The organism is Vibrio aestuarianus (genome assembly GCF_028858425.1).
GTDB lineage: Bacteria > Pseudomonadota > Gammaproteobacteria > Enterobacterales > Vibrionaceae > Vibrio > Vibrio aestuarianus.
Genome location: NZ_JAKNYQ010000002.1, coordinates 585692 through 602526, shown reverse-complemented (window position 1 = coordinate 602526; position 16835 = coordinate 585692). Strand labels below are relative to the sequence as shown.

At 43.6% G+C, this 16835-nt stretch carries 8 protein-coding genes and 1 pseudogene; 3 read left to right on the top strand and 6 right to left on the bottom strand.

The features are described 5' to 3' along the window. Window positions 1–37: 37 nt before the first annotated feature. A complete protein-coding gene (locus tag MCT08_RS16265) occupies window positions 38–1066 on the bottom strand; it encodes a LacI family DNA-binding transcriptional regulator (protein ID WP_274672703.1) in 1029 nt (342 codons plus the stop codon). Between the two features lie 290 nt (window positions 1067–1356). On the opposite strand from MCT08_RS16265, the gene MCT08_RS18715 reads away from it, so the two are divergent. Both MCT08_RS18715 and tnpC read left to right on the top strand, forming a co-directional pair. Beyond that, entirely contained in the window at window positions 1357–1470 is a 114-nt protein-coding gene (locus tag MCT08_RS18715; protein ID WP_420895664.1) for a helix-turn-helix domain-containing protein, read from the top strand. Between the two features lie 7 nt (window positions 1471–1477). Further along, window positions 1478–2029, top strand: a pseudogene (gene tnpC, locus MCT08_RS16260) (IS66 family transposase); the annotation flags it as partial. Window positions 2030–2136: 107 nt separating this feature from the next. Here tnpC and MCT08_RS16255 read toward each other — a convergent pair. The 5 genes from MCT08_RS16255 to MCT08_RS16235 all read right to left on the bottom strand — a co-directional run bounded on the left by MCT08_RS16255 (window position 2137) and on the right by MCT08_RS16235 (window position 14924). Beyond that, entirely contained in the window at window positions 2137–2520 is a 384-nt protein-coding gene (locus MCT08_RS16255) for a hypothetical protein (protein WP_274672704.1), read from the bottom strand. A gap of 3 nt (window positions 2521–2523) precedes the next feature. Beyond that, window positions 2524–3792, bottom strand: coding sequence for a CHASE2 domain-containing protein (locus MCT08_RS16250; protein WP_274672705.1), 1269 nt, complete (start codon window positions 3790–3792; stop codon window positions 2524–2526). Between the two features lie 80 nt (window positions 3793–3872). Beyond that, complete coding sequence (locus MCT08_RS16245; RefSeq protein ID WP_274672706.1) at window positions 3873–5918, bottom strand: caspase family protein; 2046 nt, start codon at window positions 5916–5918, stop codon at window positions 3873–3875. Between the two features lie 42 nt (window positions 5919–5960). Further along, window positions 5961–6629 (bottom strand): hypothetical protein, encoded by a 669-nt coding sequence (locus MCT08_RS16240; RefSeq protein ID WP_274672707.1) that lies wholly within the window; start codon window positions 6627–6629, stop codon window positions 5961–5963. A gap of 138 nt (window positions 6630–6767) precedes the next feature. Further along, complete coding sequence (locus MCT08_RS16235; protein ID WP_274672708.1) at window positions 6768–14924, bottom strand: ankyrin repeat domain-containing protein; 8157 nt, start codon at window positions 14922–14924, stop codon at window positions 6768–6770. Window positions 14925–15358: 434 nt separating this feature from the next. On the opposite strand from MCT08_RS16235, the gene MCT08_RS16230 reads away from it, so the two are divergent. Further along, window positions 15359–16720: an alpha/beta hydrolase gene (locus MCT08_RS16230; protein ID WP_274672709.1), complete on the top strand. Its 1362-nt coding sequence runs from the start codon at window positions 15359–15361 to the stop codon at window positions 16718–16720. Window positions 16721–16835: the final 115 nt, after the last annotated feature.

Here is a 16835-nt window from a genome sequence, read left to right as displayed (position 1 = left end):
CATATTAAAGCCGAAAATAATATTTTCGGCTTTTTACTTATCGATATAGAGACTTAGTGGAATCTCTTGCTTTTAAGCAAATAGGTGGAAGCCGAACTGTTTCGACTTCTCCACACAGCAGCTTTAATATACATCGAGCACTGATCGCACCGATTTCATCGAGCGGCTGTCGTAATGTTGAAAGTGATGGAATAAAATAAGGCGCCATCGGCAGGTCATCAAAACCAATCACAGAGACATCTTCCGGTACTTTAAATCCATGTTGATGTAACGCTTTGATTGCACCAAAGGCGGTAAGATCATTGGCAGCAAATATGGCGGAAAAATACACACCGGACTGGATAAGCTCAACGGTTTTATCGTAGCCAGTTTTGATACCAAAATCTCCCTCCAATACCAACTTTTCCTTATAAGCAACACCAGCCTCAGAGAGTGCTTTTTTATAACCAAGAAAACGCGAGGTGGCATCGTGATGATTTGCCAAGCCTTTTATATGCGCGATATTAACGTGCCCAAGCTGAATTAAGTGTAGGGTAGCAAGATATCCACCGAGAGTGTTATCGATTGCAAGCGACTGAATATTATCTCCCTCAATATCATAGCCTACCGCAACCACGGGTATTTTCTCAGCACACTTAACAATAAGATTTTTATCAACATTCCCAGAAATGATGATGATCGCATCCACATCGCTTTTGAGAAGATAATCAAGAGAATGAGAAACCAACCTCTGCTGCCAACTATTCACGGACATCAATATTGAATACCCATGTTCATCAAGCACCTTTTCTATATCTATCAGAATAGAACTGGTGTAAGGACTATCCGGGTTCTGAACCAGAACTCCAATTGTCAGCGAACGGGTTTTTACCAGTTTATCAACATCGACTTGAGGTCGATACCCCAATAAACGAATAGCATCTTCTATTTTGTCCGCTTTATCATTAGAGACATAGGACGATCTATTAAAGTATCGAGAAACCGTACTGGGAGATACGTTAGCAAGCTTCGCAACTTCGTAAGCGGTAGGCGCCTTGGTTTTATTTGTATTATTTGTTTTATCCATATGAAGACTTAATGCTATAGATCCAATCTAGAGTAACCGTTCTAACATATGTTTTCAGATTAGTGAAGGTAAAGGATCGATAAAAATCAACCTCTTATATTTTTGCAAATAACAATAGAGATAACAGAATAACATGTCTTGCCAGAGTTACATCCACATGTGTAACAAATAGCAACTAGAGAAGATGGCACTCTCTAGTTGCTAGCATTGCCAACGCAAGTCTGCACGCGCACGATCTGTTTTATGCATGATTTAAGAATGGGTATTATATATCGGACAATCTCCTACATATGAAAAATGAAACGGCAACGCGAATTGAGTTAGATGTTGTTGACACTGTATGCGGATACTTAGAGATAAGCGTTGGTGAAGTGTTCGAACGGAAAGTTAAAAGTGAAGGTTAGAAACCCTAATGTTGGCTGCTTGGCGCATGCACGGCGTAAGTTCATGGATGCTAAGAAGCTTCAAGGTAAAGGTAAGTCAGGCAAAGCGGATAAAGCGCTGGCCAAAATCCAGAAGCTCTATGGAATAGAATCTCGCTTAAAAGGTGAATCTGCTGAAAAAAGAAAAGCAGAACGTAAACAGCATGCTAAGCCGATACTGGATGAGTTGTACGAGTGGATGACGACTCAACAAGTGATGGAGTCTAGTCCGCTGGGTAAGGCGATAAAATACACGCTCGGCCAATGGCCGAAACTTATCCGCTATATCGATGACGGTCATTTATCGATAGATAATAATCGTGCTGAACGCGCAATAAAACCGCTGGTCATTGGCAGAATAAATTGGCTCTTCTCAACTACCCCTAACGGGGCTGAAGCGAGCGCGATGATTTACAGTATCGTCGAGACCGCGAAAGCCAATGGACTCATCCTCTACGACTACATGGTCAAGTGCATGCAAGAGTTAGCGAAATCTGATCCTGATATCGATGCGCTCCTACCTTGGAACTTCGAGCATTAGCAAGATCGCCCCGTGGGTTCATGGGGCGTTTACATAACTGACTTAGTTCAGGTGAGTTGTTGGTTCAAGAAATTGCCGGTCTTCCCAAGGGAGAAACAGCTAGATTGTTACTTTACAATACATGTAAACGATGAACCTTCTTCACCTCTCATGCCATAATTTTTATAGTCGCCAGCTCTTGCTGTTGCGGTTGTTTGACAGGTCAATAATAGGCTTTCATCAAATAATCTAAGGGCAGTTTTTGGTACCCAAACTGGCCCGATCCTTCGGAGTTTGATTTGAATCAGCTCTCCCTGTTGCTGAAGAACTGAAATTGGTGGGTTAGGTAGCTCATCTGCCGATTTCATTATCCAATCACCATTTGGTGATTTTATCGGCACAACAGGTTGAAGCCATTGTTCAACATACTGCTCAGCAGTAGCCCGAGAAGAGAGTACGCTAAATAAGATTAATATAATTGCTGACAAAGCATTCACTTTACTTCGAATCATTATCTAACCCTCATGCTTCGGCTCTATATGGTAACTTTCAACTCGTTCAATAATTTGAATACTGACCCAGCCCAACGCAAGTATTGAAATCCAAGATGAAGGTGCAAAGTGGAATACTCCAAACACCAAACTAAGTATGCCAACGATGAAGGAACCACTCAAAAGCCATTGCCTTTCATTTAGCCACATCAGAAAGATGTAGTTAGAGGCATAACGACGAATTGAAATCAACAAGGTCATATACAGTAACCAAATAGCAAAATTCACATGGTCAACAGTATCATCTTCCCTCGTATAGCTTTGCCCGAATGTTATCAAGTTGTCGAGAGCCATTGCATGAAAAAAAACACCAGGTAGAGACCCATGGACAGGAGATACAACGTAGTCCTGTACCCCTTCAATTTGTCCTCCTACTAATACAATGGATCCTTCCACTATAGATTTAACTCGCTCACGCTCCGACTCGTTTGGTGAGCGTACCATTGCCATCAGCTCGTCAACATATAAAACGCGTTGTGGAGGGCACAGTTGCAACTGATTCTCCTCTTCTAACCAAGGGATAATATTTATTGCGACCGATTTTATTGTTTGTACAAATAACTGAAACGCACTTCCTCTATCACGACATTGCTGATTTCTATGAGGGAGTAAAATGGGCGCACTGTTAGCATTCCACCTTACGCTCATTGAAGGTGCATTAACATCATGTATACCTTGGCAACCCTGTTGCTCGCAGTAGAAGTTGTACAGCATAGTGGCGGTATTTGGAGTGTTATCTGAGTGCAAGGGATACAAATCACCTTGTCCTTCCCACCCATTTATAGCTAAGCTTGAAAATGACTTGAGATCCTGCTCAACCCCCTCAGTCATGTTTGAGTTTACTGTGCCTCTTGCAAACCACAGCGGAATTTGTGTAGCTTGCTCCATTGCTGTCAAGTGCTGGATAGCCCTCTTGTAACTTCCGTCAAGTGATCGTTGTTTCATCCACATCACGTCATAAAACACACCACGTGGCTCTAAAGACATTAACGTAGTTAAGATACTCGCTTGATCACTGTATGAAAGAGGCCAATCATTTGACTCCCACAAATAAGGGTAAAGGTTTGCAATTGATTGGTCATTAAACAACACAACCAGAATGCTTTGTTCACTTTTAGATGCGTCATAAAAACCTGAAAGGAGCCGATAAACTGCTCTCTCAGCAGCACGTTCACTCGCGCTCCCTAATCCATAAGGGTCGCCATAAATTAACCATGCTCCAAGAAAACACATTACGATCCACTGTGTAAAAAAGGTGAACCTTTTATATATGCTCCCAAATACGCTTTTGCACTGTAAGCGAAAACTTTTCATCATTCAGTTTTTAGGCGAATTACGCTAATAGTCGCTTTTCCTGCTGGTTTCTGCGCTTTTTTAAATGCTCTTTGTTGAGGCATATCTCCTAAGGCCTGAGCAAACATTAATTCGTAGCCTTGCTCAGCGACCGCCCTTGTAGAAACGCCAGAAGACTTTGTAAATACCGTGCTCTCTAAAGGAGCTTGCTGTAGATGTGCTAGTGAAACTTGTGGCGAATCTCTACTCACAGGAACCGCGATAACAACAAACTGCTCTTCCCCCGTCGTATTTTCATTACTAACCTCGCCTCCAAATTCAGCAAATTCTCCAGCGAACAAGCGCCCACTATGACCAAGCTCTGGGTAAATTTGAGTAATTCCTTGACCACTATCGATAAACATCACGGTTAGATCAATTGGCTTTCGACTCTGATTAGCAAAGCTCATATAAAGTTCATCACCATCTCGAGTCTTAATTACTTTATCTAAAGCGCTCTGGCTATCATTCACAAACACTTCCGATACAAGAGATGAGTTGCCCACCATTTGGGTTGCTAAGCGCTTTAAATTATTAGCTCTAACCAAGCGTGTAAGGCTATTATTCAAGGCTTCCTTTCGTGTTAACTGTGCCAATTCTAAACTCAAGTAACGTTCACCCGAGTCGTCACAATTCTCTGCCTTGGGTGCAGATAACTGACAAGGAAGTTGAGCATTGCTCAGCGTAAAGAAGTAAAGGTCGTTATCAGAAACATACAATGAAAGATCGGCTGGCTGGCCAACATCGACCCACTCAATGGTTCGTTCAAGAAATTCATTATCAGCCAATAGGCTTCTGACAGCCTCCTGCCACTTTGAACCTGGAACACTTTGCCACTTGACTTTAAGAGCTGGTGGGTAGGCTGGACTCTGTAATTTAACAAAACCCTTTTTGCCGCTCATCTCACCACTACGAACCACAGCCTCACTAGTTGCAAGTTGACTTGCGGTGATCTCAAGCACTGCTACAGCGGTTTCTGAAGAAACATTATCATATGCGGCTACTACCGCTCCTGCTTCAAATCCATTCAATTGACCAGCTTGGATAAGATATCTATTCTTCTTTTTGCTAATTGGGTAACGAACATCTACCTCCCCGTCTCTATGGAAGATTGGCTCATCTAGTGCTTGACCTTCAAATAATGGGGTAGTTCGATACCAAGGTATACTATTGTATGCAGTTAAAATCCCTTGAGCTAGCTGCCTGTAACTAATGTTAGGATTTTGGCTAATCATGGAAGTCATTGTGTATGTGAATAACCCCTGTGGTTCAGTAGTGTCACCACTAGGTAACTCCATCTCAGGCGCTTCTTCATTGCTCTGTGCCGCTCCAAAGCTGATCAATGTTCCAGCACCTTCAATCAGTTCAACCGGTTTCAAAGGCTCTGCGCTAGAGGAGTCAACAAGTGATACTTCCGACACCTCCGAGTTAGCAAGTATGCCCAAGTCAATATTTCTTGTTCGAACTTGCTGACCAGTAATACTTCGAGTCATAGTTCCTGAATGGCATGAATCGAAAATAGACCAAACGTTGGCCCCTTTATTGCGCAATCTAGTAGTGAGAATTTTAACTTCATCATCAGTCAAGCTATTCGGCACTTCTCCACGTGAACGAGACCATTGCTGTACATCTCTAGGCAGAAAAATCTCATCTAATCCATCGACAGCATCGCTGCCGTCTCCTTTGCCTTTTATTGGCTGCTGGCTACCATGACCTGAAAAATGTAAATAGACAAAATCTCCGGGCTCTACCTGTTGTTCTATGTCGTAGATACCATTAACTATTGCTTCCTTATTAGGAAGCTGAGCCCCCATCACTCCATCGGCCAATAGATGTATATTTTCTTCACTAAAGCCCTGTTGTAAAAGCATGTTTTTCACCCGTACAGCATCAAATTTTGGTCCTTGTAATGACAGGCCATCATCTAAATTTGGGTAATCTGACACTCCGACAACAAGTGCATAATATTCGATCGCCCACGTAATTGGTGAGATCAATAAGCTAATCAACAATAATACTTTGCGCATCTATTCTTCCTTGAAATTACAGAGATACTAAAGGGGCTTGTTTTAGTTAGTCATAATTAGATACTCATTATAGACTTCACCGTAGTTTTTAATGGAGATCGTAAAGTTACCATCAAATTTTGGTTTCCATGCACAGTACATAGTGTCCGTAGAATCGGTATCTTCACACACCACATTTCCATTTTCGTCTCGAACATAAAGATCCAAGTCTGTATCCCCATCACCGATAACTGCAACTTCTGCCCACTCTCTGCCATAAAACATCAACTCATAATTATCTATAGCTCCTGCATCGATAGCATCAACATGCTGAGCCGCGCCACCTACTCGTCCACGAGTTTGCAGGCTCTCTACTTGAGCGATTAAACTCTTATATGCTTCATTGTCACCAGACCATTCCTGCGCATATTCAAGCAATCGATCTGGTGTATAGCGCTCCCTTCCTTCTTTCGAAGACTTGGATCCGCCCTCTGTCATTTTTTGCCTAGCCTTAGTTTCTATGGCATTTAATTTAAGTAACTTTGCCGACGTCACTAGCAATAAGGGATCCTTTTGTTCAATGCCTTGCGTTGCGAGGGCATTAGCCATAACAAGAATAGAAATTGGCGACTCGGTTGTCCCTTTGGCTGCTCTATCTATGTTCTCTTGGCCCGCATTGGCATTCATAGCCACTGCTGTGGATAGTACTAACATTAACGTTGTTTTTTTCATTCTAACTTCCTTGAATTCTACTCAAATGAATTTACGTATATAACTAGCCAACAGTATAGATACTCAACTTTTATTTACATGAGAAATACCAGTATAAATTGTTAAAATATGATTTATCTCAATAACTAGGACACTAAGCTACCTCCCCTCGATCTCAGTGAGTATCAATCTAGTCAATGTATTTGGCCAGTTGTTTAGTTCATTGTCACTAATATCTAGCTCAATTCGCCCGATGTTTACTTCCTCTTTAAAGACCGCGATCTCAAGTCTAATTCCCTCAGCTGTAAGGTTATATAAACCACTGACTTTTATCCCACTGGCATATTGGTATGATTCAACAAACACTAATTCGGAGCCCCGCCCTCTTAAGGACTCCTCTCTCAAATGAGCCTCCAGTTGCCGCCCAAACAATAGATCATCACGGAGTGTTTCTTTATTCATCAAAGTCGTACGCATAAAGACAGGTTTAGGTTGCAACAAGTTAATGTCCCGTCGAGCGTCTTCATCAAGCTGGCCAATGTAAAAGCTGTCTGCCTTACTAAATACAACAGGTTGCTGGATACCACCAATGTTCTTAGCAAGCTCAGGTACGCGATCACGAGCTCGGCTAAACAGAGTAACTACATCGACAAAACTGCCTTGTTCTAAAGCTGCCCCTTTCATGCCTTCTAGCAAACTATAGGTTAATATTCCCTGACCGAACTGGCTGGCCTCGTAGCTGACGGCATCGGCTGTACTGCCCGTTATCACATGCATTCCTGTTCTATTTTGTACCTTCTCTAAGGCTCTTAGCGCATCGGAGCTTAAATCGCGTGTTTGTGCGAGGTTCTCCACGACCTGCCCCGAAGCACAAGTGTCTAGAATTAGAACTTGCTTTAGTATCGAGGTCTGGTTAGCGAGCTGAATAATCTCGCTGCTGGACAATGTAGTGGTATACAATAGTGCAGGGTCTTTATAAGTATTGATGTCTGTACTGTAAGCGTCTTGCGTCAGAAAATAGTATTCAGACTCGTTCGCTTGCATAGTGATACCGTGCCCCGATAGATAAAGCACTAATATGTCACTGCTTGTTGACTCACGGCTCAACTGCTCGAAAATGCGTTGAACATTGCGTTTAGTCGGCAGTAATTCTTCTGAAGTAGCATCCGTTGTCAGTAGCCAACTCTTTGTATGTGGCGTGCCAAATAAAGTTTGCGCGCCACGAACTAGCGCTTGTTCCATATCCTTAGCATCTTTGGCAGAAAATCGCAGGTCCAACTGCGTTCCCTGATAGTCAGAAACCCCGATAGAGACTATAAACAGTCTCGGCTGTGCTTGCGGTTTTTTGTTGTTAGAAACAAACTGTACATTGATTCCTCGACTAGAGAGATAACCTTCTTTGTTGGTTGCTACGACCGATAACTGATTGTCCCCCGGTTTAAGATAAGCGTGATCTGCTAAATCTATGGTCCACTTTTGCCCGTTGCTTAGCCGTTCGTTACGGCTGTTCCCCTCATTTAAACTGACATACTTGTTATTCAAGTAAACTGTTAACTCGCCGATTCCACCTCCTTGATCAACCAAAGTGACTTCGAACACGCCTACTTCAACCTCTTCAATCTGCGCTTTGGGGTATAAGGCAACATGTTTTAACTGCCCCGCATCTCGTATTCGCTCCTGATGAATCCCTAGGACTTTTTGCAACAAGTAAGGCTCGAAGTAACGATCTTTTAGTTGCTCTATATCTAACAGGGTGCTGCCTACGCGGAAATAGAGTTTCTCCATTCCTCCTACAGAGGCATCAAACAAACCCGTATCATTAACAGCAGCCCAACTACCGTCCGCAAAACCCACTATGCGTGCTTGCATACCCTGATAGATATCCCAAACACCAAACGTCGCATCAGCGCTGAGTGTCACTAACTTGCTGCTAGATGTTGCAGCCAACTCCCAAATGTCATCTTCGTGGTGCCCTTTTAAACGCACACCTTTGCCCGTATCAACATCAAATCGATACAACTGGTTATCCAAACTCACTATGATCTGACGGTTGTCAAACAGTACAAACTTTTCTCTTTGAGAACTCAAAGGAGCGTAAGCGACTTCATCTCCGATTGTAGAGGTCAGCGTAAGGGCGATTTTTTGCGGTTGGTGCCACAAAGTATTTAACGGGAGGAGGTACAAATCGCTATTTAGTACATACACATATTCATTGTCTACTTGGATATCACTCCCTTCGATAGTGGTGCGAGACGTAATGATGTTTTCTTCCAAATCGTAAACAACCAATTCCTGTTCATTAAATAGTGCCAGCCAACGACCATTGGGACTCAGCATACTTTTTTGAACACCGAGTAAGGTTCCCATTGATAGGAAACGAGATGCTCGATTTGAGCTTTCTGGAAAGGCGGTAAACGCATCGATTAGATAGTGGTTTTGGCGATCAAAAACTGCGATGTGGTTATCTACCCCATCATAACCCTCTCCAATCTTAGTTCCTATTACCACAACTTTATTGTGATTCTCACTGTCAAACACGTGCTTTGTCGACAAGGAGCTCAATCCATAATAGCGAGTGACAAGGGATTGACCGCTTCTTTCATAACGCTGTATTTCGCCATTCTCACTTTGAGAAAACTGCTGCGTCTGCGAATTTGCACATAGCCAACTCTCACCTTTCTTAAGTTCAGGCAATACAGCGGGCAACCCCCGATCGCGTAAATCGATTCCACGCCTGCCCAGTGGAGAATCGATGTAAAGAGTATTCTCCTTTAAGGAGCACAGCTTAATCTTGCGCTGAGAGTTACCAACAAAAGTTGCATGGGGTTCACTGTCAATATCATGAATCAACTGAATACGCTTTTGATTTGCAACCCAAAACTCCTGCTGCCCGTGTTCTGACTCTAACGCCACCAAAGGCCCCGTATCTACATGCCCTGTGACTGAACTGCAGTCAGATGGAGCAATTAATGGGTTTTCCTCAATCGCGATCCATTTGAGCTCGCCCCTGCAATTAACCACCATGTCACCACCTTTGCTCGTGGCAAAGGACAGATTAGATACTTCATCATTTAAGGACTCGACGGCTTTGATCGCTACCATTGACAGATTTGGATCGATAACCAAGCGATGAAGTTGAAATCCTTCCCCAATCGTTGAATCGGTAAGCATAATCTGAGTTGAACCATCAGAAGAACTCACCACTTTCACAAGTGGTTGCTCGCTCAGATAAGTCTGTAGCAGTTCACCATCACGAGACCAAAGAGCGATCAAATGGTTATGTATCGAAAGGAGTTGATTATCTACCGTCAACAGTTGACGAATATTGCCACCACTTTTCCAACGATTATGCACTTGGCCAGAATCTGCAGACAACTCAACGATATCTGAGCCATCAGCAACCCATATACGGTTGTTGCTTAGTAGAACACTTTGGTTAATGATTTCTACTTGCCAACGCACTTGCTGAGTGAGTAAGTCCCACACAAGAACCTCTTTATTGCTGGCGACAATAAGCCAAGGTTGGGTATTGTGAAACTTGAGGTAGTTGACTCTACCACCACTCCAGATCCATTCATTAACCAGCTTTTGTGTCTGCTTTTCCCAAACAATAACTTTTCCAGAGACATCTCCACTTGCCACCCAACCATTGGACACCTCCTGAACATCCAGTGCAGATATTGAACTTTGATGACCAATACCAACCACCAGATTTACCTCATTTAGCACCGAAGTTGGATACGTTTTCTGACACCTCGATGTGACCTCTAGACCAAGGCGACTTGCATTTTCAGTTGTTACTTTTTCAATTGCAGAAGGGACTCGAGTACTCAGCGTTTCGCAAGTAGCTAAGTTAGGCACGTTAGCTTCATCTAATTCTCCTTCAAGTTGCGTTGCTATAGCTGTCAACATCTCACTAGGAAGGGTCTGTAGACAAAACATAGGGTTACGCAGACACACTTGGGCCAAACTCGACTGCAGTTTTTCTCCCATATCCGCTGATAGAGCTAAAGGCTGTTGCTCCAGCAGAAGCTCAACAAACTCTTCAGGGTTTTGCAAAATTTTAACTGCATAAACTATCAACTCTAACGTTTGTTCAGGCAACAAAGGTTCATTGCCATGACTATGTAGCCACTGAAATGCGGTTAAGTGAGCATATTCGATAGATACCTTAGACAGTTCAACTATATCTAAGCTAGCGCTATCGGCTTCAAAACCCTCCAATTCATATCCGCGCTCTATTAGATTTCTAATGGCTGCGTTGAGGGACGTTTCTTTCAAGGTAATGGGTAGCCACAGCTTATCGTCGATAAGCTCTTTGTCCTCACTTGAAAGCGAGGAATCCCATAAAAAATCGACCGCAGTTAGACCTTGATTGTCGCCAAGTTTTGATATTGCACCATGTTTCTGTAATACATCCACCACCTCTAAAGATACTTGCGCTGCTAACATCAATGCTGTGACGCCCTGAGAGTCTCGAAGATTTGGGCTAAACCCGTGTTTAACAAGCAGCTCGATCATTAATGAATCACCCACTAATGCGGCATAATGAAGTGGACTGCGCGTTGGGTACGGCCAGTGACTTAACTGCATAAGTAATTGATTATTGGTGGAAGACAATAGCTCCAACTGCTTCTGCGCGCTAAGATAATCTTGAGATTTAACCGACGATATTAGCCTAAATGCGTTTTCGCTTAGAGGCGTACCACTCTCATTGGTGGTTTGGCTCAATAGTAAATAGGCGTAAAGATCGTCATTCGCCACCGCGTAGTCTTGAGCTGTCTCGCCTTGCTCATTTGCATATGTTGCGCTCGCGCCTTGATAAAGCAACCACTCCATGACCCTATGATGGGAGGCGTTGGCCGCCAACATCAATGGTGTCTCACCACCGCGGCTCTTAGCGCCAATTTCTGCACCCAATGCGTACATACGCTGAACGTTTCGAAGATCACCGTTGGCTGCAAAATAGTGGATTGCGCTCCAACCTTTTGCACTCAACAGATCAGGTAACAGCCCCCCCTCAGTCAGTAGAGACTGAACCCTCTCACCACGGCCTTTCTCTATCGCCTTGAACAGTTCAAGAGTATTAATCAAAGATGCACGCTCACTAGGCTGGGACTGCAGGAGCGAAACCATATCGTACTTCGCCTCCTCAATTGCGAGCCCAAGTGCACTATGGCCCGAGGCCGTACTAGCATTAGCCTGATATCCAATGTTTAGCAACGCTCTCACTTCGGATAAGTGCCCATTTGATACAGCCATCATTAAAGGATTAAAGTAGTGACCAGTATCTGCATCTTTTATCTCCAATGTTACCGGCTGCTCCGGTAGAAGTTTTACTAAGGTATCCTCATAGTTATACTTCGACAGCAGCAGATAAAAGCCGGCCAACATACCGTGTGAGTCAATATTTGAGCGGTTAACGAGGCCTGTCGATAACAAACCGTCTAGCTCCTCGACTAAGGGCTGTAGACGACGTTTTGAGGATCTTAGCTTCCATACAATTTCAAAGACTCGACGATTTACTTGAAGCCTCTGATAATTTTCGGGATTATTCAGCAGCAAGATAATGTCGTCGAACTGCTTTTCCCTAGCTATTTCCAGTGCTCGCTCACGGAGTATTGGCTTTTGTGTTGCTTTCAATAATCGATGGGTTATTTCAAGCTCATCGTTCCAAATTGCCAGTTCAAGCGCACTTTTGGGAGGGGAGTCCGTCGTATTGACCACTTTGTCGGCATCCGCCCCATGTTCAAGGGCGAGTTTAACTAATGGATCGTTTCCATCTCGTGCAGCTAACTGCAACAAGGTCCAACCGTATACATTCTCTACATGCACTAAGCTCTCTTGAACCATCAAATCTTCAACTTGCCCAATCAAGTTAGTTTGAATATCGGGATCGTTACTATCAAGTATTTGACCAATAACGGAGAAGTAATGTCGATGTAGCCTTAACCTGTCAAAAGTCGCGGCTCTGTCTTGCTCCTGTGCTCTTAGAAGCTCAACGAGATCGACGATATTCAGCCTTTTCGCTAACGCTAGCGCTGTCTCCCCTCGCTCATTTTCTATCTCAGTGGAAGCCCCTGCTTCTAATAGTTTGTATGCCGCTAGCAGGTTATCGTTGAACACCGCGACCATAAGCGGAGTAAACATACCCTCGGTCGTCGATGCCAATTGGTCTAATTCAACGTCATGTCTGAGTATCAGGCCTAACAGATTGTTTTGACGCTCTCTTACTGCGAAGTGAATAGGCTGCCAATTTAAATCATCTGAGAGATTAAGGTTCGCCCCCTGTTTAATGAGCTGATAAGCCGTGGGGGCGTCATTGTTAATCAAGGCTTGTGCTAAAGCATATCCATCAAGCAGCGACTGCCTATCTTCGGGCTCTGTGATTAATAGCTTGTGTGCAAATGTTGCTCTGTTTTCCTTAGCATAATCTAGTGCAGTTTTTCCTTCGGGTGACTTGTCGTGCACATCGACCTCTTCTGCAATCAGTGCTACCAATACCGAGGTATTGTTGTTTTTTGCGGCGAGCAATAATGGTGACCAGCCTCGCCCAATGGGAGATTCAAGGTTAGCCCCATTAGAAATCAATGCTTTCGCGATATCTGTACGGCCATCACGTGCCGCAAAAGCAAGAGCGGTAAACCCATCCCCTTGATGCCAATTAATATCGATATCTTGTTGAAGGTACTGTTGAAAGCTCGCCTGCTCATTATTGATAACAGAATGAAGAAAGGCTTGGTTTTGAGCTAACTCTTCATAACGAGAAGTATCAGCAAAAAGTATTTCGGCTACGCGAGTGTTGTTATCCTTGGCAAGCTGAAACGCACTTTTACCCATTCCCCCAACTAAATGACGGTCGGCACCCGCATTCAAAAGGTAATAAATGGTCTTTGAGTCTGCAGACAGCACGCTCAGCATTAATGCCGTGTAGCCCTCAACTTCGAGGGTTAGCGTTGGAGAGTATTTTAGCAGTGCCGAGACAAGCTCATGATCACCTTGATAAGCGGCACGGTGCAGCGCGGTAAAATTTTCATCATCTCTCGCATCAATAATTACGCCATGCGCCAATGCGGACCGCCAAGCATTTTCATCGCCCTGTTTCGCGGCTAACAGCAACTGGTCAGTATTAACTGATAGCCTATCCCTAACTTGCCTTAACAGTTCCAACACATGTTCGATATCACTGCCTAAAGCATTCGCCAGCGCTATCACCCTGTCAGAACTAAAGTCGGTATCTTTACTGTAGGCAATTAATTGCAATGACAAGTCGTGATTGAGTGTAGCAAGAGCCATTTCTAAAGGGAGTATGCCACTTGTTCCTCTATCTACTGTATCTACACCGTGTTGCAATAACAGTTGAATGACTGAATCTTGCTCCCCATACATAGCAAGTACGAGAAGTGGATACTCTGATTCTGGATTGAGATTCGCGCCGTTCTCGATTAACCATTGAGTACCTACCGTATTTTCACTATTGATAGTGCGCATAAGTGGTGTGTTATTGTCAGTATCTACAGACTCCAAATTAACACCGGCCTCTTTTAATGCGTCTGCAATATCTATCCGACCCGAGTCCAGTACCATACTGATCAAAGCTAGACCATCGACCATCATTGAAGGATCGGCACCAAGCGCCAAAGCAGATTGCACTTCCCACAACTGGTGGTTTTTTACGCCACTAACAAGTTGTTTTTCAAGCTCTTGGAGCCAAGATTCTGGTTGGGATAACTGCTGAGCCAAATAGTGATGACCAGCTTTTCTTGCCAGATCTTCAATTGTTTCTCCTCTAGAAGTCTGGCTAACGTCAGCGCCATTTCTCAATAGGGTGGCGACAAACCAAGGTCGCCCAAGAAAGGCCGCTGCTGCCAATGGCGACATGTCTGTAGCGACATGATTAACATCTGCACCATGTTTTATCAGCAAAGTCGCTGCCTCGCGATTATTAACATATGTGGCCATCATTAAGGGAGATGCGTTGTCGTTTGGTTCTGCTGTTGCTCCGTTTGCATCTGCACCATTTTCTAACAGCAACTTAAACGCTGGTAAATTGCTTTGCTCCAAAGCGATAAGGAGGGGATGTAAACATTCCGTTTCCGATAAAAGGCACCTGTTAACATCGACTTCTTCTACAGTAAGTAAAGTCTCTAGCGCGGTTAGGTCATGACTGCTAATAGCTTGGTTGAGTCGAGTAGTCACGATGTCTAACTCTTGAACCTGAGAGTGACTATCTTGCTCACCGTAAACGAGCGACGTGTAAAATAGCCCATCCGTAGTGAGCAAGGCTATCAATAAAGCTCGAACAATTAGCACCATTTAACTCCCTTTTGTATGTATGGAAAATGACCGCACTCTCGTTTTATTACAATCTGCTTTATAAGGACGTAAAGTTTTTGACAGGCTGCTAGGAGAGCTCATGCAATAAATTTATCACATATACATTACAGAGGCTTAATATCATGTAAACTAATCATATTAATAATTTTGGCAGTATTTTCCCCCTGCCTAATGTGCTCTGCTCGCTAACCAAGGAAGAAGGTATGCAATTAAAAGGTATACAATTAAAGAGCCCGACACTGATTGCCATAATTATAGCAACGCTACTCAAACTTTCTTTGCCAGCAATTGCCTCAACAAGCCCGAATTGCTCCAATTTCAATTTTACCTATTCATTATTTTATGGGGCTAAGACTCAACCTTTTATCACAAATCAAAACCCGCTAGCTGTGATAGCTATACAAGCAGAAAAGTTGGATATCAGTACTATTGTTTGGCTAACCAGTGACCCTAATACTCATGGGCATTACACCATTAATGCACCTTCTCAAGCCGAGCCCATTAGCATAATTGCCACATCTTGCGCAGCTTTAACACCTGAGCTCGAAATCAGCTTACAAGCAACAAGGCATGTTATTACAAGCCCAATTCCGATTGCGCCCAACTCGCATTTTGTTCACGATCTAGGCCTGTCGTTTGATCAAATTGCAGAAATTCAACGAACCGCTTTTATTTTAGCAATGAGAACACAACCCGATGAACTCTATGAAACCCTCTCAGAGCTTGCCGAAAACATTGCACTAGCACCTCCAGTTTCAACATCACGCGCTGCCACTGATAAAGAGTTCCACGTTCAAACGGTGTATTACGCTACAACCCGCTCTCCTGAGGAAAAAGACAAGTTTTATGGTGGAAAGAGAGATACAAAGACACCAATACATTTTGGTCAAGCAGATATCTCCATTCCCAAAACACATCAGAAAGGGAATGTAGAGCAGCCACTACTGTCTATCAAATGGCTTAAGCAGGCAGACAAACATGTCCTAATTCAATCGGTGACAGAGCTTCCAGCCAGTGAGTTTTGGTCAAAGCTGCCAATTGAAGCCGGTAATGGCATTTGGGAGAACAGCGTAATTGTCTATATCCACGGTTATAATGTTGCTTTCTCGTCCGCGATTAAGCGCACAGCTCAAATGGCCTATGATTTCGACTACTCAGGTGTGCCCTTACTTTTTTCATGGCCATCCAATGCCTCCCTGCTCGACTACGCTTCAGATCGAGAAGATGCGATTTGGAGTGCCACCTATCTTGCGAAATTTTTGCTCGACCTACGCAGCCGTTTTTCAACCGCTAATATCCACATCGTAGCCCACAGCATGGGAAATCAAGTGCTACTCAATGCTATGAACGAGCTGTCGCTACAACAAAAACATTCAGACATTAAGTTCGGCAGCGTGGTTCTTGCTGCTCCCGATGTAGACAATGAATGGTTTACCCATCAGCTCGCACCACGAATCAGCAAGCTAGCGGTAAACTGGGCTATTTATACCTCAGCTAATGATGGTGCTTTGATGGCATCAGAAAAAGTGAATGAAGCAAAGCGATTGGGCATGCCTGTTAGTTTAGCAGAAAACTTCGATGTAATTGATACAAGCACCCTAAATGCAGCACCTTGGAGCATACCAGAATCACACTCTTACTACGCAAATAAACTCCCAGTCATTGAAGATTTAGTGAAGCACTTAGAAGGCGTCACCCCAAACGACAGGCAGTTAAATAAAATTGAGACTGCCGATGGGTCCTATTGGAGGATCATTGATGACGAAGAGCCTTAAAGCACAAATATACAAAGCTAACACTATCAAAACCGTTACATCGCTGGTTGTACTCTATTCGAAAAGGAAGTGAACGGCATGGGCTACTCACGCAATAATTTTTTCAGGAGCCTCA

What these genes read in the sequence shown, in the direction of transcription:
- MCT08_RS16265 (WP_274672703.1), bottom strand. Translation starts at nt 1,066, where the DNA reads ATGGATAAAACAAATAATACAAATAAAACCAAGGCGCCTACCGCTTAC.
- MCT08_RS18715 (WP_420895664.1), top strand. Translation starts at nt 1,357, where the DNA reads ATGAAAAATGAAACGGCAACGCGAATTGAGTTAGATGTTGTTGACACT.
- MCT08_RS16255 (WP_274672704.1), bottom strand. Translation starts at nt 2,520, where the DNA reads ATGATTCGAAGTAAAGTGAATGCTTTGTCAGCAATTATATTAATCTTA.
- MCT08_RS16250 (WP_274672705.1), bottom strand. Translation starts at nt 3,792, where the DNA reads ATGTGTTTTCTTGGAGCATGGTTAATTTATGGCGACCCTTATGGATTA.
- MCT08_RS16245 (WP_274672706.1), bottom strand. Translation starts at nt 5,918, where the DNA reads ATGCGCAAAGTATTATTGTTGATTAGCTTATTGATCTCACCAATTACG.
- MCT08_RS16240 (WP_274672707.1), bottom strand. Translation starts at nt 6,629, where the DNA reads ATGAAAAAAACAACGTTAATGTTAGTACTATCCACAGCAGTGGCTATG.
- MCT08_RS16235 (WP_274672708.1), bottom strand. Translation starts at nt 14,924, where the DNA reads ATGGTGCTAATTGTTCGAGCTTTATTGATAGCCTTGCTCACTACGGAT.